The sequence below is a fragment of the Paenibacillus donghaensis genome (genome assembly GCF_002192415.1).
Lineage (GTDB): Bacteria > Bacillota > Bacilli > Paenibacillales > Paenibacillaceae > Paenibacillus_AQ > Paenibacillus_AQ donghaensis.
The window spans coordinates 6,595,727-6,609,200 of sequence record NZ_CP021780.1; the positions used below are offsets into that span (position 1 = coordinate 6,595,727).

The following is a 13,474-nucleotide window of genomic DNA, read 5'->3' on the forward strand; positions in this document are numbered from 1 at the left end:
TTTCATAATGTTAATTTATTGATTTTGACCAATACAAAAAAAGCTTTTTCGACGATGATATTATTTCCAAGTTCAAAGGTAATATTGAAGCTGTGGTGGAGCAGGATAAAGAAAAATTTAATGAGAATCTACATGAAGGCTCTCGTGGTGAAACACTCTTTTTCAGTGAAGAAGACGTTCAGTTTATGTTTTATGATCTAGATCTTCTGGAGAAACTCACAGTTAATGGGCGTGAACAAATTCGAGTGGGCGTTCAATATGCCAAAAAAATAAAATTGCGGATGGAACTATTCAGAATCAAGGTATTACCTACTTCTTTACTAAAAACGAATCAGGAGAATGGGGTATTGAAAATATAGATTAAAACCCATACACAAAAACAAGGCGACTCCCTCATGCAGGAAGCCGCCTTGTTTTTGCTCAAGTAAAAGAAAACTAATCCTCTCCTTCTATGCCTTCATACAGATCCGTCAAATAGTGCTGTGTAGCTAGAGCGGTAAAAATGGTTACGGCAGATGAGACTGCAGCCGTTCCACCACCGTCTGTCTGGCTATAGACATTCGGACGAATTGAATAATCCCGTATTGCATAAGCAGAATCACGGATACATACGTAAGAATCACACTGGCTGGAAATTGATAGCGGATATAGGAGAGCCCGCCGACATTGCCTATAACCCTACTAATCCAATACCCTAATCCATTGCCGGCAACAAGCGCAACCGCGAAGCTGCCCACAATCAAGAATCCTGTTTCATAGCCGAGCATTGCCCCTACCTGCAGACGGGTCATCCCGATAGCCTGCATGATGCCAATCTCTGCTCTTCTGGATGAAATGGTGGTAATTATCGTATTCATCAGATTAATTACAGCGAATAATGCTATAAAAATCATAAAACTGTAGATCGTTACCCGAATGGTATGAAAGGCTATTCTGTTCGTTTCCACCAGTTCGGAGAAGGAGACCAGCTTCAGGGTGCCTTCACTGGAAATGAGCTTCACCAGCTCCTGCTTAACCAGCAGCTCTTCCGAGGGACTCACCACCACTTCATAACTTAGATTAGAGTTAAACGGCACCAGCGATTCCATGACACCCGAAGGCAAATAGAACAGCGCACCTGAATTCTTATCGCGGATATCTCCAACGATTTCGAATTCCTGTGTGAGCTTGTGCTGATCATTGCCGATCGAGAGCGAAACATGATCTCCTACCGCGTAATGGAGCCCATGTCCCTCTAATACACTGCTGAGGCTGTTCATCAGAATATGGGATGGATCCGAGGAGCCGGCTTCAGGCATTACGCGATCAGATGGCTGTTCTCCCAGCAACTGGTTATTCTGTACCATATTCTCTACTCCTACTATGATGTTGCCCTCCTCCGGATTTGTACCCTCCAGAGCGGCCTCAACATAACGGTGATCAATCACACGTTCTACTCCATCAATAGACAGGATCTTTTCTTTCAGCGAACCGGATAATTGATTCTCCGCTTGCAGGTCGCTTAGAGCAACCGTTTCAGAATACAGCTCATTGTTAATCTGGATATCATATTGCCCATTGTTCGGAAAATTAAGTTTCGCTTTGGCCACCGGATCGGCGGAATTCAGCAGGGTGGCGAAGGTGATAAACAGTATGCCGCTAAAGATTAATGAACTGAGCGTCAGGATCGTTTTTTTCTTGCTTCGCAGCAGATTCAAGGCTGCCAGCGTGAAGGAGGTTAAGCGCTTGGAGCTTTTCCGCTCTTTTCCACTCCAACTATCCGTTCCATTATGTCTAATGGCTTCTACAGGAGCTATTCTTGCTGCGAATTTGGCGGGGGTATTGATGGAGATTCGGACGGTCAAATAAGCAAATAATCCTGCTGTCAGGGCCAGAAACAGGTCGGGAACCAGGTTCCAGCTGCCTGGACTCATCAGCCAACTGACCCAACCGCCGAGCACCACTCCTGGAGGGATGTAGCGCAATGAGAGCGTTTTTCCTTCACATAACACCAGTTTCTTGATTTGCTTCCGGGTCGCTCCTATTGCCCGTAACTGCCCATAGTGTCGGATTCGTTTCGAAATGGAGATATAGAAGATATTATAGATGACCAGCCAGCAAGCCCAGACAATAACCAGCATAATTGAGGCCAGGGTTAGCATAGTGCTGCCTGTTAGATTGTTGGTATCCACATTGACATTATTAATCTGGACCTGCTGTTCGGATAACTTAATCTGTTGTCCCAAGCCTTCGATCAGCGACCTCAGCTCTGCATTGGAGTAACTGCCGGCATCGTTAATATTAAGGGCAGCGGAATAATTCACCTGTGAAAGATGGCGGTCTGCTTCAATAAAAGCCTTGGATACCAAGGCGCTATATCCCACTCGCTGATCCTCTCCGGTTGCTGTTGTCCGTAGAAAACCTGAAATCACAAAATCGGCGGTTTGGATTTCTTTACTGGCGGCATTTCTGAATTCCAGCGTGATCCGCTCGCCAAGCTTGGGGGAATGGGCTTCATCAGCTATGTATTGTTGCTCAATCGCAATCTCATTGGCTGCAGCCGGGAACGCTCCTTGACTGATGCTGGCATTGGATAAGGCCATCATGGTCTGATCTGTGTACAGCATCGACAAGGATCGGCCATCGTTTCGGGCTTGGCCTGCTTCTTTATAGAGTCCAAGCTTGCTGATCTCTCCCATTTGGCTTAGCTGCCGGACTTGATCCGCATTGACCTCACTGAAGATGGACTGGAAATCCGATTGATTCCTCAGACTGGCGGATGAATTATAACCAAAGATTAGCACAACCGTTAACAGGAACGCTGCTGCAGCAATCACAATGCCCACAAAGTAATTTTTTTCTTTTTCTGCTTTTAAATTGGCTTTTGCGATTCTGGACAGGACTGTCGTATTCGATTTGGACATTTAGCTCACCTTGTTTCTTCCGTCTTCGATATGTACAATCCGGTCAGCCATGCCGGCAATATCCGAATTGTGCGTAATCATAATCAGGGTTTGATTAAATCTTGTATTGCTCATCCGCAACAGCTCCATCACTGCCTTACTTGTCTTGCTGTCCAGATTCCCGGTCGGTTCATCCGCCAGAATCACAGCCGGTTTGGTAATCAACGCTCTTGCAATCGCTATCCGCTGCTGCTGTCCGCCCGATAATTGATTCGGATATTTGGTTTGCTTGTCGTCCAGATCGAGCATCACCAGAATGCTGTGGAGATACGCTTGGTCCACTTTCTTATTGTCCAGCTCCACGGGAAGAATAATGTTCTCATAGACATTCAGATTGGGAATCAAATTATAATTCTGAAAAATAAAGCCGATGTTGCTTCTTCTAAATAAGGTGAGCTGATCATCATTAAGCTGAGAGAGCTCACATCCATTCAGGACCACCGTCCCTTCCGTCGGAGAGTCCAGACCGCCGATCAGGTTCAGGAGCGTAGACTTCCCGCTTCCCGAGGTCCCAACGATCGCCACAAATTCCCCGCTCTCCACAGATAGATCGACTCCGTCCAGCGCTTTGGTCTGGCTGGCTGCCGCTGATCCATACACTTTCTTCAACTGCCTCGTTTCCAAGATGGCCACTTCATAACATCCTTTCATGCATAATTTGGTCCAATATCCGCCAGGCAACAAGCGATTCCACAATAAGTATAATTTTTACTTTATTGGGATGCAATAAGGGGTTGCCCCGCCAGTAGATATCATCTACTGCTGAGGCAACCCCTTAAGGTGAAGATTGAACACAGATTCTACTACGGGCAACACATATCCTAGAGAGTGTATTCAAACCTAATCGGATAGAGGACGAATTTAGTTGCAGATTCGTATCTAATTTCTAAACGCAACAATTGCTCTTCTGTTGAATCTCTGGCGATCCAGTGGATTCTCCTATTATTTATTCCAATCGATTTAATGGGCATTAAAGATTTTAGTAATAAAATTTCATTGACAATAGTATAAATTCTATATATATTTTATTTCATTAATCTGATCAACTTAGTTGGTTTAGGAGGAGTAATCATTCATGAACAATATTGACAACAATCTGCTTACCGCGATCCAGACAAACGGGTACGGCTTCATCGCCTCCATTATTGTATTCGGCATCCTGTACTATTTGGCACGCAAACGGGTAGGCTTCGGAACAAGAGTGATGATCGCCCTTGGAATCGGGCTGCTTGCAGGCATCCTGTTTCAGAATCTGGAATGGGAGACCAAGGCAATCAGCACCTTCGGCAGCATCTATGTCAGCCTGATCCGCATGCTCGTCGTACCGCTGGTATTCGTACTGGTGCTGAACAGCATCTCTTCCTTAACCAATCTCGAATATTTGCGCAAAATCGGGATCAAAACCTTCGCCTGGTTCCTCGGAACCACCGGAGTTGCTTCCATTATCGGCCTCACCATCGCCTTGCTGTTTAACCCGGGCCAGGGCATTCAGCAGACTGTGCCTGAAGACTTCGCCGCCCGTGAGATCCCGACCTTCTCGGAGGTTATCCTTGAGCTCGTGCCTTCCAATCCCGTTAACGAAGCGGCAACCGGCAAGGTAGTTCCGCTGCTGATTTTTGCCATCTTCCTGGCGGTAGCGATCATCAAGGTCGGTTCCAAGAAGCCGGAGGCCGTGAAGCCTGTGCGTGATCTGATTGAGTCGCTGGCCACCGTGCTGCATCAGGTGATTAAATTCGTTATGCGTCTGACCCCTTATGGTGTATTTGCCCTGATTGCCGGAATTACCGCACGGTATGGGTGGGAAACGCTGCAGGAGCTGGGGAGCGTCATAATCACTTCTTATGTAGCGCTGATTCTGCATTTTGTACTGGTCTTCGGCGGCCTGGTGCTGCTGGTAGCCAAGGTTAATCCCTTCCGCTTTTTCCGCAAAATCTATCCTATGATCACCGTCGCCTTCACCACCAGAAGCAGCTATGCCACGCTTCCGGTCAATCTGGAGGTCATTACGAAACGACTGCATGTCTCTCCGCGTATCGCCAGCTTCGTGGCTCCGCTGGGCGCATCCGTTAACTTCAATGGCTGCGGCGGGGTTTGGCCGGCAATCGTGGCTGTCTTTACAGCCCAGGTCTTCGGCATTGATCTGGGATGGACCGATTATGTAACACTGGTGCTGGTCAGCATTATTTCTTCCATTGGTGTAGCCGGTGTACCGGGTCCGGCAGTAATCTCCACAACTGTAGTCCTGACTGCTCTGGGTCTGCCGCTGGAAGGCATCGCTATCGTTGCCGGTGTGGAAGCGCTGATCGATATGGGCCGTACCGCAGTAAATGCGACCGGAACCACGGTCACCGCATTGCTTGTGGCGAATTCCGAAGGTGAATTTGACCGTAAGGCCTTCAACAATGATAAAGACGGAGAAGACGATCTGCTCGTTAATCCCGCCTAAATACAGCCCGCTCGCATAGCGGTGGGGTCTCCACATATACATTCTTATATTTCAAGTAGAAACGGCTTCGCTGCCCTCAGCAAAGCGTATGCTCCCGAAGCAGCGATACTACGTATCGCTTTCAGGCATCCGTTTCTGCGGGAAATAGAAGGATAATTCATGGCGTGAAACCTATACATTCTTATATTTTCAAAAAACCTCCACACCCTGCATTAGCAGCGGCTGCGGAGGTTTTCGATGTCCATAATTATCCCATAACGATTCTCTGCCGCTGCTTCGCGGAAGCCAGACAGGTCTCGATCAGCGTCATATTGCGGATGATATCAGACGGCTCAACCAGCGGTTTCTGGCCAAACACCGCCGCCGCGAAGTCATCAGCCTGCCGGGTATACGGATTGGCCCCGATGGCATCCACACGCCGCATGCCGCTGTCACTGTATACGAAGAACTCAGCGTCTTCTTCCCGGGCATTAAACGGCATCGGCAGCTCAATCCGGCCTTGCGTGCCCAGAATCTCCAGCAACTGGCGGTTGAACGCCCACATGCCGCAGTCAAAGATCAGGCTCACGCCGCCGGGGAATTCCACCAGCCCGGAGGCCATCATGTCCACATGGTCATGTTCGGGGGAGAATAGGGCCTGTACCGTTACCGCCTCCGGCTCAGCGGCGCACAGCAGCCGTGCCGCGCTTAGCGGGTAACAGCCCACGTCATAGAGGGAGCCTCCGCCCCATGCGGACTTAAAGCGGATATTCGAAGTGTCTTCCGCATCATTATAAGTAAATGTGCCCCGGATCGAGCGAAGCTCCCCGATCTCGCCGGAAGCGATCACTGCCTGCACCTGGCCCATCCGCGGATGGTGGCGGTACATGTAGGCCTCAGCCAGATGTACGCCCGCACGGCTGCAGGCTTCCACCATCTGAAGGGCCTCCCGGCTGTTCAGCGCAATCGGCTTCTCGCACAGCACATGCTTGCCTGCCTCGGCGGCGCGGAGCACCCACTCCAGATGTAGGTGATTAGGCAGCGGGATATACACCGCCTCAACCTGCGGGTCGGCCAGCAACTCCTCATAGCTGCCATAGGCCTGCTGCACTCCGAATGCTGCGGCTACAGCCGCACTTTTATCGAGATCACGGCTGGCAATAGCCTGGATGATACCGCTCGTCGACTCTGCAATAGCCGGCATAACCGAGCCTGTTGCAATCTGCGCAGAGCCCATGATCCCCCAGCGAAGTTTCTGTGTCATAGCTGCACCTCTTCCATGAGTTGGTTAACGTCTATATTCAGATTAGCACACTCAAGAGCACAGCTGCACCCATAATGACAATCCGGGCCGTGTTCATGACAATAAAGTTCTGCACCGCCAGAATGAAGGTGGTGGCCTTCTCCTGCTTCTTCGTAAAGCGTGCTATGTTTCTCCTCAGCGGAATCAGTGTCAGCAGAATCAGCAGCACCAGCACCGGATGAACGCCCAGCATCAGCAGGACGACAAGATCCAGATAGGAGACGTAATAGAGCAGCTTGTACAGTGTCAGGGCATTGGCACGTCCTATGTAGACCGGCAGAGTATACCTGCGGTTCTCGATATCATCATCGATATCGCAGATATTGTTCGCCAGCATAATCGCCGCAATCCCAAGAATGGCTGGCACAGAGAACCAGAAGAGGTATAACACTTCCAGGATGCTGATATGCAGGCTGACCCAGCCATTTTCAATGACAAGCCCTACCACACTGGAATCTGTATGAATGTAAGCCGAGATAAAAATAATTACAAAGCCCATAAACAGCCCCGAGAACAGCTCGCCAAGCGGCATCCGCGAAATCGGGATTGGACCAAACGAATACAGAATACCGATCAGAAACGACAAGCCGCCCAGCAGAAAGACGAGCAGTCCAGTCTGGGTAACGAGCGCGATCCCGCCGCCTGCCGCCAAGGCCAGCAGAAGAATTATGGTGAATACCGCCGTGCTCTCCTTCAGTTTGTAGCGGACGATGGCGTTATGGGTTTCATAGCCGTAGCCCTCGGTCTTGGATGCTTTTTTGAAATCATAATAATTGTTGATTGCCGTTGTCGCCATATCGAAGCTAAGCAGCGACACGAACATCAGCACGAACCGCAGCACATAGAAATCGTCATACCGATACAGGGCGTATAGCGTCCCCATCAGAAAAGGAATCATGCTGGCTGCCTTAGTGGGCAGCTCAACAAATTGCAGAAAGCTTTTTACGTTCACAGCCATACATCCTTATGTGTCAGATATGCCTTGCCTTATTGGTGGATGAAATATTCCTTCCCACATATATGCTCCAACTGTTCCGAGTACAATGGGGAATAAACATGACGGGAAAAACGCCGAATCGTGAAGCTTTTTTTACAAAATCCACTTGTTCATCTATTGCTTTCCGCCTTTAATTATTATTTGATAATTATTATCATTAATTATTATACATCAATTTTCGACAAATTGGTTAGATTCACAATGCAAAATATTGCCTATTCATGGTACACTAATCTGGTTGGAACTTATTACCTATTAGGTCTTATAATTTAAGGGGATCAACATGAAGCTGCGCAAAAAAATTGTCATATTCATAAGTGTTGTAGCCAGCATTGCTCTGATTTCCACCTACCTGCTGCTGCATTTGTTTCTGCTCAACCGCTTCGACAAGCTGGATCAGGATGCAATCCACTCCAAGCTGAAAGAAGCTGTCTATGCCTACCAGGTAGAACTGCAGAGCATGCAGTCCAAGCTGATGAATTATTCGGTTTGGGATGATACGTACCAGTTTGCCGCCGTCTCACCGGAGACAGCTGCGGAGGATCCTTACATTAATAACAACTACATTAAATCAACCTTCGAAATCAATCACTTTGATATGGTAGCCTTGCTGAATAATGCGGGTGAAGAACTGTATGGCGGCAGCTACAATTCCCAGACACGGACCATTGATCCACTGCCTGAAGAGCTGCATACGCTGGTTGGGCGGATACACAGCAGCTTACAGGCTTCACCGGATCTGAAGAACGGCAAGGCTGGCATCGTGCTGCTGGATCAAGGACCCATGCTGATTTCCCTCGCTGCTATCGTCAATAATGATATGAGCCAGCCTTCGAGAGGAATAGCCATTGCGGGCAGACTGCTGCGGGACGATGAGATGAAGCAGATTAACCAAGGGACTTCCTCCATCCTCCGGATCACCCGCATCTCCCCGGCACAGCTTCAGGCGGCAAATAACCGGGAATTCTGGCTGACCACCGGTGAAGACAACTCTACGGCGATCCATAAGGTTGTCAATAATTTGTTCGGCGAACCGGACGTAGTAATCAGCGTGAAGCAGCCGCGCCGGATTTATGAAAGCGGCCTGGAATCCATTTTCAGCTTCTTGCTTTTTTTCTTTCTGCTCACCGTGCTGATCTTTATCGTCTGCCTGATCTTTGTGAACCGTGCCATTCTGCAGCGAGTGGTCTCGCTGGTAGACAATATCCGTACCATTGCCAGTAGCCAGCATCTCTCGATCCGTATCAACAGCTCCGGCAAAGACGAGTTCAGTGAGGTGGAGCATGAATTCAACCGCATGATGTCCTCGCTGGAGCACAGCCAGGAGGAGCTGCAACTGCAGTCGATGCTTGATCCGTTAACCAAGCTGCCCAACCGCTCCTTGTTCTTCACCAGGCTGAATGAAGCTATTGAAGCTGCCCAAGCCAGCGGAAGGAAGATTGCACTTGTATTTATCGATCTGGATCACTTCAAGACAGTCAATGATACGTTCGGACATGAGTACGGAGATACACTGCTGAAAGAAATTTCTGATCGGATGTTATCCGTTGTCGGCAACCAGGATGTGGTTTCCAGGTTGGGCAGTGATGAGTTCACCATCCTGCTGGCCGACCTGCCCGATGCGCACAGCATCGAGCTTCAGCTGGCCCGGGTACAGGAGGCGCTGCTGGCTCCGCATCTGATTCATGGACATGTGCTGCATAATACGGCTAGCATCGGCGTCAGTGTGTTTCCTGACAACGGCATGGACGCGGACATTCTGGTCAAACAGGCTGATTTAGCCATGCTCTATGTGAAGGAATCCGGCCGCAACCATATGTACCAATATTCCGAGGCGTTGGAGGAGAGTGTCCGCCGCAACAAGATTCTTGCCCTGGAGCTGCTGTCTGCGGCAGACAATCATGAGCTCGAGGTCTACTATCAGCCTATTCTATCTTCCGACACAATGAAGGTATCCAAAGTAGAGGCCTTGCTGCGCTGGACCAGCTCCACCTACGGCGCTGTGCCGCCCTCGGAGTTCATCCCGCTGGCGGAGAGCAGCGGGTCCATTGTCGCTATCGGCAGCCACGTGCTGCGCCAGGTATGCGCCGATATGGTCAGCTTCCGCAGCGAAGGCTTTATGCTCAGCGCCGCGGTTAATATCTCGGCAGTACAGCTGATGCAGCCCGGTCTGCTGGAGATTCTGCTGGAGCTGCTGGAGGAATTCGCTCTGCCTGCTTCCAGTCTGGAGCTGGAAATTACCGAAAGCGTGCTGGTCTCGGGCGACAACATTTCCCAGTCCCTGCAGCAGCTGAGAGAACACGGCTTCCGGATCTCGCTGGATGATTTCGGCACCGGCTTCTCTTCGTTAAGTTATCTGCGGCGTTTTCCTGTCGATGTGATCAAGATTGACCGCTCCTTCGTTTCCGAGATTACACTAGAGCAGCCCGATGACGTACTGGTCAAGGCCATCATTGAGCTAAGCCATAATCTGGGCCTGCGAGTGGTGTCTGAAGGCATTGAGCTGAAGGAGCAGTTCGACCTGCTGCGCCGTCTGGGCAGTGATGAACTGCAGGGCTATTACATCAGCAGACCGATCCGGGCGGCTGAGATCCCGGCTTTTCTGGCCCAGACTACTCCTAATTACGACAAATAATGATTACATCATTATAGGCAAGTCCAAGGACGATATGATATGATAGGCAAGCCTATAACAGCGCCAATTTGGCGCTGTTGTCATGAGCGAACACTTTTAGAATATTGGAGGCTCTTATTGTAATGTCAGCGCAATCCCCTTCCACACAGTCCATCAAAGTCGTCACTGCCGATCCAAGCGCCATCGGCCTATTCGGACTGGCTATCGTCACCTTGATCGCATCTTCACAGAAGCTTGAGATCACCACCGGGCTTAGCTACGCGATTCCTTGGGCCATCTTCCTTGGCGCCTTCGCCCAGCTGTTCGCCGCCATTCAGGATGCCAAGCACAACAACACCTTCGGAATGACCGCTTTTGCCGCTTATGCCTTCTTCTGGTTCGGCATGGGTGCCAGCTGGCTGATCAAACTGGGCGTATTCGGTACCGTGCTGGCCGCCGGTGTAGATCCCAAACAACTTGGTTTTGTATTTCTGGGTTACCTGATCTTCACCTTGTTTATGACGATCGGTGCCGTAGAAGCCAACCGCGTTCTGCTGATTATCTTTATATTAATTGACTTCCTTTTCCTGGGTCTTACCTTTGATGCCTTCGGCATTGCTCCTGAATTCTTCCATAAGCTTGCTGCCTGCTCGGAGCTTGCGATTGGTATCGTCTCCCTGTATGGCTGCGGTGCTTCGGTACTGAATGCTCATTTTGGCCGTACATTCCTGCCTGTCGGCGCACCGCTCGGCATCTTCAAGAAATAGCTCGCACCAACGGATAAGTACAAACTCGCCTGTGAGGGCGGAAGTGTGCTTATCCGTTTTAATTATAGGCGAAATTCCCCCATGTTTTTCCTTGCGCATTGCTTCCAATCGTGACATGCTATATCCATCACCTGCGACATATCTCGACATTTGCTATGACTCGGGGACCGCTCGCTTTGAAATATTGAATCATTAGATATCGGAGGCACCCGATGGCTTTCATCCCTAAAAAGCCCCTATTCCTTATCCTTGGCTTCCTAGCCGCCCTTCAAATTACGTTGTTCTCCTATTATTCACTAGCGGAGAAGCGCGAAACCCGGGCCGAATTGGCCGACCTGTCCTCACAGGCGGTGATGCTGAGCGCAAGCATTGAAGAAAGGGCCTCCATTGTGAAGGGTATCAGCTCTTTTGTGCAAACGGTCGGCTTCAATGCTGCTCCTGAACTGTATAATAATTACTTGGTTACAGCCTACGGCAACGCCAGCCACGTGCTGAACCTGATGATTGCTCCAGACGGCCTGATCCGCTACCTCTATCCTCTCACCGGCAATTCGGCAATTCTCGGCAAAAGCATCTTTCTCGATCCTGCGCTTTCCTCACCCGGCTTAATTCAGGAAACGATACGATCCCGCCAGATCACTATTGATGGTCCGCGCCTGCTGGCTCAGGGCAGCTATGGCATAGTTATCCGCCAAGCTATTTATGATGGCGATTCCTTCAGCGGAATGGTCTCCGCCACTCTACTGATTGATGATATTGTCAGCCAATTCCAGCTGAAAGATTCAGCGGTCTATGTAACTGCGGCCAATCGCACTTTCTTGTTCGGCAGCCCTGTGCCCCAGGAGGGCACACAGATCACAGCACCGCTGAAGATCTACAACCAGAACTGGATCATAGCTTCGCCCCTGCATCCGCATAAGAAATGGGAGTCGCTGAGAAGCGTGCTGTGGATTGACCTTGCTACACTTCTGATCCTGGGCTTTATCCTCTACATCATTTGGCACCAGTCCCGCTTCAACCGTGACCTCGAGCGTGTGGTCAACATCCGTACCCAAGAGCTGCGTGTTTCGCAGCAGCTATATGAACGGCTGGCTCATTTCGACAGCCTGACAGAGATCCCGAATCGGCGTTATTTCATGGAGCAGCTGGAAGGTCTGCTGCAATCGGCAGAGCCGTCACAAACGTATACGCTGTTCTTTTTCGACCTCAACCGCTTTAAGGAAATCAATGATACGCTGGGGCATTCCACTGGCGATCAGGTTATCCGTGCTTTGGCGGGACGCCTGAAGCATAGGGATCTGCCCTATAAGCTGTTCGCACGGACAGGCGGCGATGAGTTCGTCATGCTGTTTGAGGATATGCCGGTTGATCACATCCCGCTGATAGCAAGGCAGATCAGTGACTGCATCTCCGAGGCACTCCATATCTCCGGCGCGCAGCTAAGTCTCTCCACCAGCATCGGGATCGCGCTCTATCCTGAACATTCGCTGGATAAAGAGGATCTGCTGAAATTTGCCGATTTCTCGATGTATGAGGCCAAGCAGCGGGAGGAACGCAACTATTTCCTGTTTGACTCCGATCTGCGCGAGCGGCTGCAGCACAAACGGCTAATCTCCAAATATCTCCACTCCGCTCTGGAGCGGGAGGAATTCGTGCTGTATTACCAGCCTCAGGTCAACGCCGTTACAGGCGAGCTGATCGGTCTGGAGGCACTGATCCGCTGGAATCATCCGGAGAAGGGGCTGATTGGACCTGGAACCTTCATCGCTGCTGTCGAGGAGGCCGGGCTGATGATTCAGCTTACGGATTGGGTGCTGCGCGAGGTATGCCGCCAGCTCTGCGAATGGAGGCAGGACGGCATGAAGCTGCTGCGCACATCGATCAACATCTCCAACAGCTGGTTCTACAACCGCAACCTGATGGAGAATCTATTTGATATCCTGCAGGAATACCAGTTGGAGACGGATGTGCTTGAATTTGAGATTACCGAGAGCACAGCGCTGCTGGAGGAGCATTATCCGCTGCTGCAGCAGATGCGTGACTGCGGAATTGTAGTCTCGATTGATGATTTCGGCACCAAATATTCCTCACTGAATTATTTGAAGCATTTTCCCGTGAACAAAATTAAAATTGACCGCACCTTTATCACAGGCATCGGCATCAGCTCCATTGACGAGACGATCATAGAGTCGATCGTGTTCGTGGCCTCCCAGCTGGGCTACGATCTGATTGCCGAAGGGGTGGAAACTGCCGCGCAGGCGGAATTCCTGGTGCGGCATGATTGCCCGTATATCCAAGGCTTCCTCTTCTTCCCGCCGCTGCCCGCAGCGGAGATCCGAAGATTGGCTTCATAAGCCGTAAGGCCCGGCCAACCCTGATTAATCGGTGGATGAAAACGGTATCATCGATTATAATACAAGGGAAGA

9 protein-coding genes are annotated in these 13,474 nt (G+C 50.1%); 5 read left to right on the plus strand and 4 right to left on the minus strand.

The window, feature by feature from the left end; all coding sequences use genetic code 11:
• Positions 1–95: 95 nt before the first annotated feature.
• Positions 96–359, plus strand: a complete 264-nt coding sequence (locus B9T62_RS29865) for a hypothetical protein (RefSeq protein ID WP_157794062.1) — start codon at positions 96–98, stop codon at positions 357–359.
• Between the two features lie 147 nt (positions 360–506).
• Here B9T62_RS29865 and B9T62_RS29870 read toward each other — a convergent pair whose 3' ends face one another.
• Together B9T62_RS29870 and B9T62_RS29875 are read right to left on the minus strand one after the other, a co-directional pair.
• Entirely contained in the window at positions 507–2,903 is a 2,397-nt protein-coding gene (locus B9T62_RS29870) for an ABC transporter permease (protein ID WP_087918584.1), read from the minus strand.
• Complete coding sequence (locus B9T62_RS29875; RefSeq protein ID WP_211296367.1) at positions 2,904–3,575, minus strand: ABC transporter ATP-binding protein; 672 nt, start codon at positions 3,573–3,575, stop codon at positions 2,904–2,906.
• Positions 3,576–4,017: 442 nt separating this feature from the next.
• On the opposite strand from B9T62_RS29875, the gene B9T62_RS29880 reads away from it, so the two are divergent.
• On the plus strand, positions 4,018–5,388 hold the full coding sequence (locus B9T62_RS29880; protein ID WP_211296368.1) for a dicarboxylate/amino acid:cation symporter: 1,371 nt from the start codon (positions 4,018–4,020) through the stop codon (positions 5,386–5,388).
• 247 nt (positions 5,389–5,635) lie between these two features.
• Here B9T62_RS29880 and B9T62_RS29885 read toward each other — a convergent pair whose 3' ends face one another.
• Entirely contained in the window at positions 5,636–6,631 is a 996-nt protein-coding gene (locus B9T62_RS29885; RefSeq protein WP_087918586.1) for a Gfo/Idh/MocA family protein, read from the minus strand.
• Positions 6,632–6,668: 37 nt separating this feature from the next.
• Complete coding sequence (locus B9T62_RS29890) at positions 6,669–7,622, minus strand: 1,4-dihydroxy-2-naphthoate polyprenyltransferase (RefSeq protein ID WP_087920481.1); 954 nt, start codon at positions 7,620–7,622, stop codon at positions 6,669–6,671.
• Between the two features lie 328 nt (positions 7,623–7,950).
• On the opposite strand from B9T62_RS29890, the gene B9T62_RS29895 reads away from it, so the two are divergent.
• The 3 genes from B9T62_RS29895 (at position 7,951) to B9T62_RS29905 (ending at position 13,402) form a co-directional block, all read left to right on the plus strand.
• On the plus strand, positions 7,951–10,302 hold the full coding sequence (locus tag B9T62_RS29895; RefSeq protein WP_087918587.1) for a bifunctional diguanylate cyclase/phosphodiesterase: 2,352 nt from the start codon (positions 7,951–7,953) through the stop codon (positions 10,300–10,302).
• Positions 10,303–10,424: 122 nt separating this feature from the next.
• The gene (locus B9T62_RS29900) at positions 10,425–11,048 is read left to right on the plus strand and encodes an acetate uptake transporter (RefSeq protein WP_087918588.1); all 624 of its coding nucleotides are present in this window, start codon (positions 10,425–10,427) and stop codon (positions 11,046–11,048) included.
• A gap of 212 nt (positions 11,049–11,260) precedes the next feature.
• Complete coding sequence (locus tag B9T62_RS29905; RefSeq protein ID WP_087918589.1) at positions 11,261–13,402, plus strand: putative bifunctional diguanylate cyclase/phosphodiesterase; 2,142 nt, start codon at positions 11,261–11,263, stop codon at positions 13,400–13,402.
• Positions 13,403–13,474: the final 72 nt, after the last annotated feature.